The following is a 13,657-nucleotide window of genomic DNA, read 5'->3' as shown; positions in this document are numbered from 1 at the left end:
CGAAGAAAGAAGCTGGGGGCTGGGGACAGCCATCAATACGTTGTTGTTCGTGGCGGTTACGATCATTGCCATCCCGCTGCTCATCTTCATGCGGCGTAAGGAGGTCACCGAATAATGGGATTTACACGCAAACTCGCCATTCGTAACTATATTGTCGAAGGCCTTCTGCTGCTGGCTTCATTGCTGATTCTTTTGCCGGTGTTAATCATGATCTTCGGTTCTTTTAAGACAAGCGCCGAAGTACTGGATTTCTCGATCAAACTGCCCGAAAAGTGGATGTTCTCCAACTACGTGCGCGTCTTTGAAGAAGGCGGGCTCGCCCGGTCGTTCTGGAACAGCGTGTTGATTACCGGTGTATCTTCGATCATCAACATCGCGGCTTCTTCGGCGGCCTCCTTTATTCTGGCGCGTCGCGAGACGAAACTCGCCAATTCGCTGTATATGTTTTTCTTTATGGGCCTGATCGCCCCGATGTCGACAATTACGACCATCCGGATCGTGCAAGCGCTGGGCTTCTACGGCAGCATCACCAGCGTCATTCTGATTTACGCCTCGCTGAACACCGCCTTTAGCGTGTTCCTCTACAGCGGGTTCATCAAGACGATCCCGAAAGCCCTCGACGAAGTGGCGTTTCTGGAAGGGGCCAGCGTGCTGGGCGTATTCTTCCGGATCGTGACGCCGCTGATCCTGCCTGTGAATGCTACCGTTGCAATTATGGTGTTCATGTCGGTGTGGAACGACATCACGATTCCGCTCTACTTCCTGACCGACAGCTCGACCTGGACGATGCCGCTGTCAATCTACAATTTCTACGGCAAGTACAGCCGGGAATGGAATCTTATTTTTGCCAACCTCGTGCTGACTTCGTTGCCGGTCTTCATTCTCTATCTATTCGGCCAAAAATACATCGTCAGCGGCCTCACCGCCGGCGCGGTGAAGGGCTGATTGCAGCGGATACGCATTTAATGAAGTGAGCCTGGGAGGAATTCCGGGCTCGCTTTTTTGGGGCAAAGGCCGCGTCTGAGTTAAACGAGCCGGCGACTTGGCAACTTGATGGCTCCCTGCTGTAACGGACCGTAATGACGTTAATCCACGATTTCCCGACGATTTCCCGGTTTAACGGACACACCAGCCCTTATTGGCCATTTCGCTATGGTACTAGGCAACGATTTGCCCAAATAACGCCTTCTCAGTCCGTTAGAACTCGATTCCCCACGAATCAACGGAACTAAGAGCACTTGAGTCCGTTAGATCAACGGCCCTCGACCCTTCCCAGCCGCCCACTCCCGATTCAGCCTTACGCCTCACCCCTCGGCATCCATATCCGGTAGTTCCCGCTCAACGCCAACAGCGCAAACAAATAGAGGCAGTTGTCGTAGTAGCGGCGCTTTCCGGTTCGGACGGGAGTGTTCCAGAACAAATCAACACAGGCCTTAGCTTGGGGGCCGTCGGCCGCCAGTGAGGCCATCGCGTTGGTTGCCAGCAACCCGACCGGATGCAAAGCCGGTTCCTCAAACGGCTCCCCTGAGATCGTGTAGCGGCGGTAGTCCTCCGGCTCTTTATCAGCGAAAAACGCCTGAATCTTGCCCACCGCCTCCCGTTGCCAAGGATCGGCGGCAAACCATTCCCAATCGAGGCCAAGATTGGCCGCGACTCGATACGCATCGCTGAAGAAGTGGCCGTACCCCCGTTCGTTATTTGGCGTTCCATCATAATATGCATACTCCGGTGCAAGACCGGTAACCGGGTGGCAAGCCAGGTGCAGATATTGCCGACTCGCCTCAGCCGCTTCCTTCCAGAACGCTCGATCCTCCGGGTAGGCCCACAGCGCAAACAACTCATAGAAATGAGGAAGATGATAGGAAGGATCAGAAAACTCACAGTTTGGAACAAACTTGATCAGCTTGTTGTCCGGATTCCACATCGGATAACCTGGTCCGTCCTCCCCTTTATGCAGGCAGGTGCGCAGCAAATCCCGAGCCTGGGTGCCGTAGTTGAACGGCGCCTCCCGGTCGCCCCAACGATGAGACGCAAACAGCAGCGCCAGCGCAAAATACTCCTCGCCATCCGGTGCCGGCCCATTGGAAAGACGCTTGCCGTCCGGTGCACAGGACCAGGCGAAGTACCCGGCGTTATCCCCTTCGGTCATATACATATAGGTTACTGTCCATTTCCAGATCCGATCGAACACATCCTGGCGGTCGTATTGAACGGCCATCATCATCCCGTAGGACATCCCCTCCGTTCGTACGTCCAGGTTGCCGGTATCCAGCATATAGCCCATATCTTCGCCGGAAGGGTAATAAATACGCGTTTCTTCGTCTCCTTCAAATAACTGCTCCCATGTCTCATCCAATCGACGCTGAATCGCCTCTTCCCCGTAACCGTATTCAGCCAGCAAGTTCCGGTACGTTCCTGTGCAGTAAGCCCCTTGATGCTCCTTCATTCCTTCGCCTCCTTCTCGAGTACAACTGGTCTTATCGTGATTTCAACGTTAAGGTAACACGGTACCCAGCACATTTCCATGTGCATTTCGCGCTTCTATTTATCCAAATCAATCCATCACGGCAAAAATCCGCACAGCCAAGGCCGGATCCACGCCAACCTTCACTGTGCGGTTCAATTAGGACAATAAAGAGATCCGATCGCGGTATCGAGCGATCAATTGCCTGTTTCGCTCATCCGCCCCGTCGATATTTCCACTTAAGAATACAGGAGGCTCATAACCCTGATCGGTCATCATCACGATCGCCTCGGCAAAGATACCGTTCAGAATAACAGCCCCGATCACCGTTGACGTCGGTGCGAACGGTACCGGCACTCCCGGATAGGACAGCACCGCATCTCCCTTCACCGCATGATTATCAATCACCAAGTCGACGGCATCATATAAATGTTTCCCGCTCACATGCCGAGACGGCTGGCTCTGCGAATACTGGAGCGAGGTGATGCCAATCGTGTAAGCCCCCTTCGCCTTCGCGATTTGGACGACATCCACCGGCACCGGGTTCCTGCCGGAGGTCGATAACACGATCATCACCTCTCCCGGACGAATGTCCTGATTGTGCATAAACGACGCAGCCAGCCCGTTCTGCCGTTCCAGCTCTGAGGAGCGAACGGCACCTTCATGCAGCATCAACGGTTCGACCAAAATGGGATGAATCGGTGCCAATCCTCCCGCGCGATAGAACACTTCCTCGGTGAGAATGTGGGAGTGTCCGCATCCAAACAAGTGGATCACGCCTCCCTGCATGATCGTTTCCGCCGTCTTCCGAGCCGCCTGTCTAATGCGCTCTGCTTCCCGTTCCTCGATCTGGTCGAGGCTGCGACGGATCTGCTCCACATACTCATGCAGCATCATAGATCACGTCTCCTTCCCGTTTGGCAAACGTTGCTTAGCCCCTTCAATCATAGCGGCCATCGCATTCAAGGCGGCTTCGATGATCTGTTCGCCCTTTTCTTTGGTCGCGAGCTTCGCATCGCCAAGAACCGCGGTGGACGTAAATTCCTCCCAGGGCGTTGGCGTGCAATCCGCTTCCAGCCCAATGTGAGGAATATCCGTTACGGCTTTATCCATATCGACATACTCTCCCGCCAAATAGAGCATGTAGGAGGTCTCCAGCTCACAGGCATGGAAGTAGGATGCGTGGGACGCCGGCGTTTCCCTCACCTGCTCAATCACCTGTTTCGTTCCCGGATAGAAGAAATAGTAGACCTTCAATTCGGGAATGTCCTTATAAAGCAGGCGCGCAGCCTCCTTCAGCGCTACGGCGTTACCGAGATGTCCGTTCAGCATGACATAGATTCGCAGGCCTTGTCGGTATAAACTCTCCCCGATGTCGTACAGCATCCCGATCAGCGCCTCATTGGAGACGTTAATGCTGCCAGGGAAGTTCTGCAGGCTCCACACTTGGCCGTACGGTAACGTGGGGAGCACCAAGCTTTCCGTCCGTTCAGCCAACCGGAGCGCCAGCCGCTCGGCCAGCAGGTTATCCGTGCCAAGCGGCAGGTGGGGGCCATGGGCCTCCACCGCACCGATCGGCAAGATTGCGCAGGGCATGCGCTTGATTTTTTCCGCAATGTCATAGGCATTTTCGTATTGAAAGATCAATCACCACGCCCCCTCATCGCTTGAAGCTAAAGCAGTTCGCCGGATTTTCCACAAAAAATTGATGCACCAGCTGCTGCCCGTCAAATCCCGCCTGTTCCGCTTCGGCCACAAACCGTGGAACCCATTTAGCAATAATGTACTCCAGTCCCAGCCCATAATCGTAATGCTTGTAATACGATTTCCGGGCGGTATCTCCGCTGATGAGGATCTGATTGGCGTAGCCTTTGCGGACGAGATCGAGGATCAGCCCGATTCGGGTGCTCTCCGGGCCGTACTTAATCTTGCCGATGCCGTCGAAGGAGAGATAAGCCCCGGTCTTGGCAATTTGCTCATGATAATAAGGATCTGGATTGCGATCCATGTGACCCAGGCTGATAAAGTGAAGATCAACCCGCTCGCTGCGAAGCAGCTCAAGTTGTTCCAAGCCCATCGTCCCAACCTCGGTATGGGAGTGGATCGGGGCCTTGGTTTCGTGATGGGCCCTGGCAACCGCCCGCAGCGTTTTCTCCTCCAGCGGCGTAATCCGGTTATACCCCGTCCCGAATTTCACCTGGCCTGCTTTGAAGGGCGTACCTTCTAAGCCTTCCTCAACCTCGCGAATCACGAATTCGGCTAATTCGTTGATGCTCTTCGCTTCAATCCATTCGTAATACGTGTCGTAATTGCCGATGATCGGCTTCAGTTCATCCTTGATCTGGGCATCCCAAAGGAAGCTCTTGTTAAACCCGGCGGTCCCAATAACGCGCACCCCGGTTTCCTTCATGATGTCAACTACCGCCTGCACATCTCGACCGTAATCAATCGCCGTTGCGTCGACGATCGCCTCCCCGCCATGCCGCTTAAAATCAAACACGTCACGTTTGGATTTCTCCGGATCATCCAGTAGCAAATCGTCTTCCCCGCGCTCCGACCAGTAGGCAGGCCGACAGACGAGATGTTCATGCGAATAAGTAAACCCTAGCTGATCTTTGGGGATATCCCCGTCCAGCGTACGTATGAAGCTCATCTCGGCGTCCCCCCAAGCTGATTTGTAACCTTCCGATGGATCACATCCTTAGAACAGGAGCTGCGACAGCAAGCGAATGATCGGTCCGAGGATGAACATATCCGTATCGGCTGCCCACATGGCTGTGTCCGGCACCGTCGTGGAAATCAGATAACGAACCATGATGAATTGGCCCCAAGCCACGATCGTTGCGGTGATGAAACCACCCAACAATGCCCCTCTGACCCCGCCGGTGGAGTTCCCGAATACCCCGGCCGTCGCCCCGTGGAAGAACAACACGATCATCGTTGGGACGAAAATGTACGCCACCGTGTTCCCCAGCACAACCAGCCAGATTAACGCCCCGACGAAGGCGCCAAGGAAACCGAGAATCACCGCATTGGGTGCATATGGATAAACCACCGGGCAATCGAGCGCCGGTTTTGCACCCGGGACGAGCTTGGTCGCAATCCCGTTAAATGCCGGAACGAGCTCCCCGATAAACATCCGGACCCCAAGCAGGACGATGGCAATCCCGCCTGCAAAGGTCAGCGATTGAACGATCGAATAAATAATGAAGTTTTGATCTCCGGACTGGGCCACCAAGTTCTGCGCTTCCGGCGTTCCTTTGAGCATGAGCACAACCGCGCCTACGAAGAACAACCAGCCCATGCACAACGCCGTAATGACGTTAGAATCGCGAAGAAACTCCAGCCCCTTCGGCACCTTGATTTTTTCAGTATCATTCTCTTTGTTCCCTAACCATTTCCCTAAGAGCGCCCCGAGCAGACCGGCTGCTGCCGACGTATGCCCCAGTGCGATATTGTCATTCCCCGTAATTTTGCGCATGAATGGCTGAGTCAGTGCGGGCTGGAAGGTCCAGTAAACCCCCAGGATGATCGCGATGAACAGAATCAGCCCCCACCGTGGAACCGAATCTCCGGCCGTATGAATCACGATTCCGGTAAAAATGGTGGACGTCCAGAACATCATGTGTCCGGTCAAGTAAATGTACTTGAACTTCGTGAACCGAGCCAACAGCACGTTAATCAGAAAACCAAGCAGCATCGCCATCGTCACGGAGCCGCCAAACTGCGCATTAAAGGTCTCCTGACCAAGGAAGTTCGACAGGCTTTCCGACTCCAGCCCGAACACTTCTTTCCACATGGGCTCGAATACGTTCAATGCCCCAACGATGACGCCGGAACCGGCGGAGATGATGAGGAACCCAATCACCGCCTTAAATGTGCCGCTGATCACTTGACTGGTCGATTTCTTTTGCAGCAGTAAACCCAATAAAACGATGAAGCCAAGAAGAATTGCCGGTGTCCCAAAGATGTTGTTGGATATCCAGAATAAAACATCCATTGTCCCTTCCTCCTTCTTTTTACATAGCTTCTTTCAGGTTTTGCCGAATCTCCTCTAAGTCAAAGTAATTGTTGACGATGATGATTTGTGCCGAATGGTCAGGCAGGCTTCGAGCCAGCTCATTGTTCGTAATAATATAATCTGCCGGCATACTCGAGGCCGAAGAGACATCCATATGATCCACCTCAGCCTGGATCCCCATCTCCCTTAGCACCGTTTCCACATTCATGCGTAAAATCAAGCTGGTTCCTTGTCCTAAACCGCAAACGCAGATGATCTTCATGGTGATTCCTCCTGTGTTGGTTATTCTCCCTGCTCGATATTTGAGGATTGGATCAATCCCTCGATATCCTCAGGGGTTCTCGCTGCTTTCAACGCCTCAATATTCGTGGGTTCATTGAGTAAAGTGGTTAATCTGCGTAACAGATCGATATGCTCCGAGCTTGACGAGGAGCCTAGGGCGAACACGAGCTCGACGGGATCATTCCCGGGATGTCCAAAGGCCACGGGCTGCTTCAGCCGGACGAAGGAAACCGAGGCTTCATGAACACCGGACTCCGCTTTGGCATGAGGGATTGCAATGTGCGGAGCGACCACGATATAGGGCCCCTGTTCTTGAAAAGCCGTCAGCATCGCTTCCACGTAGCTGTCCTCAGCCGCCCCGATCTCAACTAATAACTGCCCGGCAGCGCGAATCGCCTCCTGCGCGTCCTTCGCTTCAACATCCAGCGAGATCAGACTTGTATCCAGAAAACGCATCGATAATCCTCCTTAAATATCCGTCAAGCATCAGAATAATGTTGGAATAAATGCATCATTTCGGCTTTGTCGTCCGTGCTCCCCAGAACGTAACGGTTCCTCTCTTCCATCAAGAGATTCGCCAACTGGGTGAGCGCCCTTAAGTGGAACTGTCCATCGATGCCAACCACGACGAATAGCAGATTGACGAGGTGATTCGGCTGATCACTGAAGGGAACTCCATCTCGAATAACTAGCAAGGATATGGAGGCCCGAACCGCCCCGTCCTCGGGCCTGGCATGCGCGATCGCAACCCCCGGCGTGGCAATTATGTAGGGCCCGTATCGATCGATGTAATCGATCATCGCTTGTACGTAACCGCCAGTAATAGTTCCTTCCTGCAGCAACGGCTGGGCTGCAAACCGGATTGCTTCACGCCATCCCAAGGCCTGTTCCCGAATCGTAATGCGTGAAGGCTTTAACAGATCAACAAGTGTTGGCTTATTCTCCTTCGATTTAGGCGGCTGGACTTTAGTTGATGACAGATACCGCTGGATATCCCTTAGCAGCGCCTCTCGATCGGGAATGGCGACGTGTTGGCTCACCAAATCCACAATTTCCTGCGCCGCAGGAAAGGCAGAGCTGCCCTCAGCCACCCCCAGATAAGGGTTCACCCGACTTAGCAAATGCGTCTTCTCGGCGTCGCTCATTACCGCGTTCAAGATAAACACCGGAACCTGACAGCCCGACAAGGGAACCGTAGAGAAGATCAGGTCGACGGGATCCGTGAATTTCTCGAATTCTCGCAGGGACAGCACTGCCACTAAATCCAGGGAGGGGAAGAGCTGCTCCAGCTGATTTTTAAGCAGCCTTGAAGCCGAAACTCCGTTTACACAAACGACAGCAGCCCGTTTCCGATGCTCCGTTTTCGCTTGCTCCCTTTTGAGCCAGCCCCCAAAATGCATCGTCAGATAGGCGATCTCATGACGGCCTAACGGCTTCTCGAATAACCGCTCCAGCGGGGAAGCGGACTTTTGAGTCAGCTCGTACACTTCCCGGTACTCTTCCAGGATTTTGTCCGTCAGCGGATTATCGATGGTGAGTCCATATTTGATGCGATAAAACATCGATTTGACGTGAAGGAACAGCTGCTTAACCAAAGCCTCCCGGGTTCTGAAAATAGACGCAGCCGTTCTTAGCGAACAGGTCAATAACCTCCTCTGTCGCTGCACGCAGTCGCTTCGTCTCCCAAGTGTCGGATTCCACCTCGACTCGATTCACTTGGGCCGCCAATAAATAAATCGCCAAGTACCCGATCTCGTCTTCCGGTACGCGAAGGTCAAACCGTTCCCCAAGCTCATCAGCGATTTGCGTCGCCGCCTTGAACTGGAGCGTTTCGCGTAAGGCCGCCTTCTCTTCTTCCTCCAGCTGTACCGTTCGCCCTTGCTTCATGCGGTTGGCGGACAACCAAATGCGCAGGGTCAAATGCAGAATCGTCTCATCTGTCCACTCCATGCCAATCCGCTGCTCGGTGGAGACGATGATCCGGTATACGGAGGCCAGTTCCTCCTCCCGGAACGCTGGGAAGTGGCGCCGGAATAAATCCGTGTGAATGAGGCCGTCAAAGGCAGGAGACGAAGGATTCCAGTCAGCATACGACAGCTGCTCGAATAAGAAGCGAGACAAGACCGCCCGAATGTCTTTCTCATTCCCTTGAATAAAATAGCCCTGTTTCCGGTCGAACTGGATGCTTAGCGCATAATCTTCCAGTTCTTTCTTCAGACGCTTGAGCTTCGCATGGGCGGTTCCCCGGCTAACCTGAAGCAAAGCCTCCATATCATGCAAGAACAGGGGGGTACTCCGGTTGACGAGTCTCAGGCAAAGCAAGGCCTTTCGCTCACCGCTGGATAGATAGTATTGCTGCGGCTGTACGGATTGGGCCATGCTCGGAAGCTGGGATCTCGATGCTTCGGGGAGCAAGAAGCCTCGGCCGCGTACATATTGCACGGGAGCCAGCCCGCCTTGGCGAAGCCAGTGATTGATTTTGTCCATGTCGTAGTAAATCGTCCGCTTGGAGACATGGAAGACATCCATCAATTCTTGCACTGAGAGGTAGCCTGGGGTCTGTTGAACCAGGGCAAGGATCGAAGAACTTCGCTCGTCAAGGATGTTCCACCACCCACTTTCATCGATAGGTACTTCTATCCTATTAAATTGGGATTCAGGGGTATTCCTACCTCAACCGCGCAATTGTTGTATTTTTGAAGTTTGCAAATTTATACGGTAGAAAATATGCGGGTAAATCAATTTTGCCTCTTGCTAACCAGCAGGTTCCATACTACCATACAAGTATGGCAGTTAAATGGATCTGGGAAGAGCACCAAAGCAGAGAATGGACATCAGGCAAGATGGAACGAGAACAAATGCTAGAGCAGGGCTCCGGCCCAAAGGAGGTGAATGGATGAGCGACAAATGGCTGACACAGACGGGTTCGGCGGGTAACGCCGTATATGCCAAGCTGAAGGAACAGATCGTCACGCTGGAGCTGCCTCCGGGGACTACACTATCTGAAAAAGAGATGTCGTTAGCCTTTCAGGTGAGCCGCACCCCGGTGCGGGAGAGCTTCGTACGGCTGGCGCAGGAAGGGCTGGTGGTGGTCCTGCCGCAGCGCGGCACGCGGGTATCGCTAATCGACCCCGAGCTCGTGGAGGAAGCGCGGTTTATGCGGGAGCAGTTGGAGCGTGCCGTGATCCGGCTCGCCTGCGAACAGTTCCCGGAAGCGTTGTTGACCGAGTTGGCCGACAACTTGGCCCGTCAGCAGGACAGCATCCGTCGGCACGACAATCACGCGATGTTTGCGCTGGACGAGGAGTTCCACCGCATTCTATTTGCGGGCTGCCGCAAGCTGGGTACCTGGGACGTCATCCAGCAGATGAACGCCCACCTCAATCGGACGCGAGTGCTTTGGCTGACAACCGATCCGCATTGGGAGAATCTCTACGAGCAGCACCAAGACATGTATGAGGCGATTGTTGCCCGCGACGCCCATCGGGCCGACCGGCTGATGATGGAGCATTTGCAGCTCAGCATCTCCAATTTACCGGTGTTGCAGGAGCGGTATCCGGACTATTTTAAGCAAAGCTAACATCCAGCTCTCCCCCAAATAACCAGATAGGCGGTGAAGGTAAAGTATGCGTATGACATTTCGTTGGTTCGGCGAAGGCAATGACACGGTCACGTTGGATCAGATCAAGCAAATCCCCGGAGTCGAGGGTCTCGTATGGTCGCTGCATGACGTGCCTGCCGGAGAAGAATGGCCGATGGACAAAATCGAAGAGGTGAAGCGGCAAGCTGACCGCTATGGGTTTCACCTCGATGTGGTGGAAAGCGTCAACGTGCATGAGGACATCAAGCTGGGTCTGCCATCGCGTGACCAGTATATCGAAAACTACAAGCGGACGATTGAGAAAGTCGCCAAAGTCGGCGTTAAGGTGATCTGCTACAATTTCATGCCGATCTTTGACTGGCTGCGGACGGATTTACATAAGGCGGGGGCGGATGGTTCGACAGCGTTATTTTATGAGAAAGCCCGCATCCACAATATCGATCCGTTTGAGCTGGTGAAGGTGATCAACCAGAACAGCGCGCTGACGATGCCCGGTTGGGAACCGGAGCGGCTGGAGCACTTGACCTCCCTGTTTGAGGCGTATCGAGGCGTCACGGAGGAGGACTTGTGGCGCAACCTGGAGTATTTCCTGAAGGAAATCGTTCCGGTGGCCGAGCAGCACGGAATCAAAATGGCCATTCATCCGGACGATCCGCCGTGGTCGATCTTTGGGCTTCCGCGCATTATCACGAATCAGGACAATCTGCGCCGCTTCCTGAAGCTCGTCGACAGTCCATCCAATGGCATTACGTTGTGCAGCGGCTCGCTGGGGGCGAATCCGGAGAACGATATCATTGCAATGATCCATGAATTCCATGACCGGATTCCGTTTGCCCATATCCGCAATGTGCGCGTGTTTGATAACGGTGATTTCATGGAAACGTCACACCGGACTCAAGACGGCACCGTCGATATCGCCGGTATTGTGAAAGCGTATTATGACACCGGTTTCACGGGGTATGCCCGTCCCGACCATGGCCGCCACATCTGGGGCGAAGAATGCCGTCCGGGATACGGCCTGTACGACCGAGCGCTTGGCATTATGTATCTGTGGGGCTTATGGGACGCCTATGCCAAGCAGGCCGGTCAGCTAAACTAACCCAGAATCTTCCTTTATATATGATGAAAAAGGAGTGAAGCAACCGATGAGCAACTTGCCAGTACATCCTGCATTGGTCGGCAAAACAGCCGTCATTACCGGCGGCGCCGGGGTGCTGTGCCGGGCAATGGCCCGTGAACTAGGGTGTCAGGGGGCGAAAGTGGCGATCTTGAACCGCACGCTCGCCAAGGCCGAAGCCGTAGTGGATCAGATTCGCACCGATGGCGGTGTGGCTGCGGCATTTGCCTGCGACGTGACGGATGCCGAGAGCGTCAAGGCAGCGGAGGCCGCAGTACGAGAGCAGTTTGGCCCGTGCGACATCCTCGTCAACGGAGCCGGCGGCAACAATGCCAGCGCCAATACAACCAACGAGATTTTTCGGGCGGATGATGTCGCGAATCCGGAGGTCACCAGCTTTTTTGATCTCAGCATTCCCGGCGTACGCGGCGTTCTGGACTTAAACTTCATGGGGACGTTGATCCCGACACAAATTTTCGCTAAAGCAATGATCGGGCGTCCCGGCGCGACGATTATCAACATCTCCTCCATGAGCTCGTACAGCCCGATGACGAAGGTTCCTGCCTACAGTGCGGCCAAAGCGGCGATCAACAACCTGACGCAGTGGCTGGCCGTGCATCTGGCGGAGTCCGGGATTCGCGTGAACTCGATTGCCCCGGGATTTTTCCTGACTGAGCAGAATCGCAGCTTACTGACGAACCCGGACGGATCGTTAACGGAGCGCTCGAACAAAATTATCACCCATACCCCGATGCGCCGCTTTGGCGTGCCGGAGGATTTGCTGGGTACGCTATTGTGGCTGGCTGATGCGGAGACGTCTGGCTTTGTGACCGGTACGGTGATTCCCGTCGATGGCGGTTTTATGGCTTACTCAGGGGTTTAAAAGGTCGCGGTAGTCGTACGCGGGACTTCGATAAAGAAGGAGATGCGTTAGAAAATGGCTGATTTTCAAGTGATTAACGAGCTGCCTATCCAGGATAAAGCGGTTGCCTTCACGTTCGACGACGGCCCCAATCCGCTGTACACCCCGCAGGTTTTGGAGATTCTAAGGGAGGTACAGGGCAAAGCAACGTTCTTTATGATCGGCACACAGATGGAGAAAAGCCCGGAAACCGCCAAGGCTGTGCACGAGCAAGGCCATGAGATCGGTAACCATACGTACACGCACCCGCACTTGCCGGATCTTCCCCCGGAGGAATGCCGCCGGGAACTACAGCTGACGGAGGATTTGATCGAGCAGGTCACCGGTGCGAAACCGAAGGTCTTCCGCCCGCCTTACCTCGCGACCTCCGAGGAGGTGGCCACCATCACCTCCGGTGAATTCGGCTATCCCGCGATTGGGGCGGTGAATGGCGCGGCGATGGACTGGGAGATGCCCGGCGTGGCGCACATTGTGGAGAAGACGCGGGAGCAGGTCCGCCCGGGCAGCATCCTGCTGTTCCACGACGGCTTCGACGACCGTTCCCAAACCGTGGAAGCCGTGCGCATCCTGGCCGCCGAACTAACGGCCGCCGGATACCGGCTGGTGACGGTCAGCGAGCTGCTGACGTTAAGCAGAGCTGCGTTGGAATAAGGCAAAAGGCCAAAAGGAACCTCACGAATGAGGCGGTCTTTTTGGCCTTTTTTCTGTTCGGATGTATAACGAAATGTAAAAGTGCAGGCGAATCTTGTCGAATGTACCTTGTATCGGTGGATGAAATGCAAAAGTACAGTTCATTTAACCGCCTAGGGCCCATTTTTCTTCAAAACCCGCTTACTCAACTGCATTTTTACACTTAATCTCGCAGAAAAGCCGATTTTCCTCAAAATGAACTGCACTTTTGCAGTTAGTCTATAAGCAAGGGACAGTGGGGCGGTAGTAAGTTAGCAACCACCCATGACCTCCCTCGCTTCACGACCCGTAGTACACCTCCGCCTGATGCTCAAACAACTGCAGCTGCTCGCGGACGCGCACCACCTCGCCGACGACGATCAGCGCCGGATTGCTTAGCTTCACGGCGGCGGCCAGCTTGTGCATGTCGTCCAAGGTGCAGGTGAACGTGCGCTGCCGGCAGGTCGTACCGCGTTCGATCAACGCCACCGGCGTTGAAGCCGACTTGCCATGGCGGAGCAGCTCATCACGGATGGCGCCGATTTGGCTGACGCCCATGTAGATCGCGAGTGTGTCGACGC

General features: G+C 54.4%; 14 protein-coding genes and 2 pseudogenes. 6 read left to right on the top strand and 10 right to left on the bottom strand.

The genetic code is table 11. The annotated features are described in order from the left end of the window. Positions 1 to 115: pseudogene (locus tag RW092_RS13940) on the top strand (sugar ABC transporter permease); the annotation flags it as partial. Then, complete coding sequence (locus RW092_RS13935; protein WP_085279458.1) at positions 115 to 945, top strand: carbohydrate ABC transporter permease; 831 nt, start codon at positions 115 to 117, stop codon at positions 943 to 945. The pseudogene RW092_RS13940 and the gene RW092_RS13935, both read left to right, overlap by 1 nt. Positions 946 to 1,297: 352 nt before the next feature. Here RW092_RS13935 and RW092_RS13930 read toward each other — a convergent pair whose 3' ends face one another. From RW092_RS13930 to RW092_RS13890, 9 genes are all read right to left on the bottom strand, one after another. Further along, positions 1,298 to 2,446, bottom strand: coding sequence for a family 8 glycosyl hydrolase (locus tag RW092_RS13930; RefSeq protein ID WP_016314299.1), 1,149 nt, complete (start codon positions 2,444 to 2,446; stop codon positions 1,298 to 1,300). Positions 2,447 to 2,623: 177 nt separating this feature from the next. Beyond that, positions 2,624 to 3,358 carry an SIS domain-containing protein gene (locus tag RW092_RS13925; RefSeq protein ID WP_316010493.1) on the bottom strand — a complete coding sequence of 245 codons (735 nt, stop codon included), beginning with the start codon at positions 3,356 to 3,358 and terminating at the stop codon, positions 2,624 to 2,626. Between the two features lie 6 nt (positions 3,359 to 3,364). Further along, positions 3,365 to 4,111 carry a creatininase family protein gene (locus RW092_RS13920; protein WP_316010492.1) on the bottom strand — a complete coding sequence of 249 codons (747 nt, stop codon included), beginning with the start codon at positions 4,109 to 4,111 and terminating at the stop codon, positions 3,365 to 3,367. Positions 4,112 to 4,124: 13 nt separating this feature from the next. Continuing rightward, entirely contained in the window at positions 4,125 to 5,117 is a 993-nt protein-coding gene (locus tag RW092_RS13915) for a phosphotriesterase family protein (RefSeq protein ID WP_316010491.1), read from the bottom strand. Between the two features lie 48 nt (positions 5,118 to 5,165). After that, positions 5,166 to 6,464: a PTS ascorbate transporter subunit IIC gene (gene ulaA, locus RW092_RS13910; protein WP_316010490.1), complete on the bottom strand. Its 1,299-nt coding sequence runs from the start codon at positions 6,462 to 6,464 to the stop codon at positions 5,166 to 5,168. A 19-nt stretch (positions 6,465 to 6,483) separates the two neighbouring features. Continuing rightward, complete coding sequence (locus RW092_RS13905; RefSeq protein WP_009223591.1) at positions 6,484 to 6,747, bottom strand: PTS sugar transporter subunit IIB; 264 nt, start codon at positions 6,745 to 6,747, stop codon at positions 6,484 to 6,486. Between the two features lie 20 nt (positions 6,748 to 6,767). Further along, the gene (locus tag RW092_RS13900; protein WP_316010489.1) at positions 6,768 to 7,223 is read right to left on the bottom strand and encodes a PTS sugar transporter subunit IIA; all 456 of its coding nucleotides are present in this window, start codon (positions 7,221 to 7,223) and stop codon (positions 6,768 to 6,770) included. A 23-nt stretch (positions 7,224 to 7,246) separates the two neighbouring features. Further along, on the bottom strand, positions 7,247 to 8,362 hold the full coding sequence (locus RW092_RS13895; RefSeq protein WP_316010488.1) for a BglG family transcription antiterminator: 1,116 nt from the start codon (positions 8,360 to 8,362) through the stop codon (positions 7,247 to 7,249). After that, positions 8,355 to 9,308 (bottom strand): BglG family transcription antiterminator, encoded by a 954-nt coding sequence (locus RW092_RS13890; protein WP_316010487.1) that lies wholly within the window; start codon positions 9,306 to 9,308, stop codon positions 8,355 to 8,357. The genes RW092_RS13895 and RW092_RS13890 overlap by 8 nt, the downstream gene beginning before the upstream one ends. Positions 9,309 to 9,663: 355 nt before the next feature. Between RW092_RS13890 and RW092_RS13885 the strand changes: the two genes are divergently transcribed. Genes RW092_RS13885 through RW092_RS13870 form a run of 4 tightly spaced genes read left to right on the top strand, consistent with a single transcriptional unit; the run spans position 9,664 to position 13,058 of the window. Beyond that, positions 9,664 to 10,347, top strand: a complete 684-nt coding sequence (locus RW092_RS13885; protein ID WP_009223588.1) for a GntR family transcriptional regulator — start codon at positions 9,664 to 9,666, stop codon at positions 10,345 to 10,347. 46 nt (positions 10,348 to 10,393) lie between these two features. Next, positions 10,394 to 11,467, top strand: coding sequence for a mannonate dehydratase (gene uxuA, locus RW092_RS13880; protein WP_016314308.1), 1,074 nt, complete (start codon positions 10,394 to 10,396; stop codon positions 11,465 to 11,467). A gap of 46 nt (positions 11,468 to 11,513) precedes the next feature. Continuing rightward, positions 11,514 to 12,368: an SDR family oxidoreductase gene (locus RW092_RS13875; RefSeq protein WP_316010486.1), complete on the top strand. Its 855-nt coding sequence runs from the start codon at positions 11,514 to 11,516 to the stop codon at positions 12,366 to 12,368. 54 nt (positions 12,369 to 12,422) lie between these two features. Further along, on the top strand, positions 12,423 to 13,058 hold the full coding sequence (locus RW092_RS13870; protein ID WP_028540335.1) for a polysaccharide deacetylase family protein: 636 nt from the start codon (positions 12,423 to 12,425) through the stop codon (positions 13,056 to 13,058). 318 nt (positions 13,059 to 13,376) lie between these two features. Here the strand turns inward: RW092_RS13870 and RW092_RS13865 are convergent. After that, positions 13,377 to 13,657, bottom strand: a pseudogene (locus RW092_RS13865) (uroporphyrinogen-III C-methyltransferase); the annotation flags it as partial.

Source organism: Paenibacillus sp. 3LSP (assembly GCF_032465655.1).
Taxonomy (GTDB): Bacteria; Bacillota; Bacilli; order Paenibacillales; family Paenibacillaceae; genus Fontibacillus; species Fontibacillus barengoltzii.
Note: the sequence above shows the minus strand (reverse complement) of the source record. Positions and strands in the feature narration are given on the sequence as shown.

Bases quoted from the DNA above. Each gene is read 5' to 3' on its own strand.
- RW092_RS13935 (WP_085279458.1), top strand. From the start codon at position 115: ATGGGATTTACACGCAAACTCGCCATTCGTAACTATATTGTCGAAGGC.
- RW092_RS13930 (WP_016314299.1), bottom strand. From the start codon at position 2,446: ATGAAGGAGCATCAAGGGGCTTACTGCACAGGAACGTACCGGAACTTG.
- RW092_RS13925 (WP_316010493.1), bottom strand. From the start codon at position 3,358: ATGCTGCATGAGTATGTGGAGCAGATCCGTCGCAGCCTCGACCAGATC.
- RW092_RS13915 (WP_316010491.1), bottom strand. From the start codon at position 5,117: ATGAGCTTCATACGTACGCTGGACGGGGATATCCCCAAAGATCAGCTA.
- ulaA (WP_316010490.1), bottom strand. From the start codon at position 6,464: ATGGATGTTTTATTCTGGATATCCAACAACATCTTTGGGACACCGGCA.
- RW092_RS13905 (WP_009223591.1), bottom strand. From the start codon at position 6,747: ATGAAGATCATCTGCGTTTGCGGTTTAGGACAAGGAACCAGCTTGATT.
- RW092_RS13900 (WP_316010489.1), bottom strand. From the start codon at position 7,223: ATGCGTTTTCTGGATACAAGTCTGATCTCGCTGGATGTTGAAGCGAAG.
- RW092_RS13885 (WP_009223588.1), top strand. From the start codon at position 9,664: ATGAGCGACAAATGGCTGACACAGACGGGTTCGGCGGGTAACGCCGTA.
- uxuA (WP_016314308.1), top strand. From the start codon at position 10,394: ATGCGTATGACATTTCGTTGGTTCGGCGAAGGCAATGACACGGTCACG.
- RW092_RS13875 (WP_316010486.1), top strand. From the start codon at position 11,514: ATGAGCAACTTGCCAGTACATCCTGCATTGGTCGGCAAAACAGCCGTC.
- RW092_RS13870 (WP_028540335.1), top strand. From the start codon at position 12,423: ATGGCTGATTTTCAAGTGATTAACGAGCTGCCTATCCAGGATAAAGCG.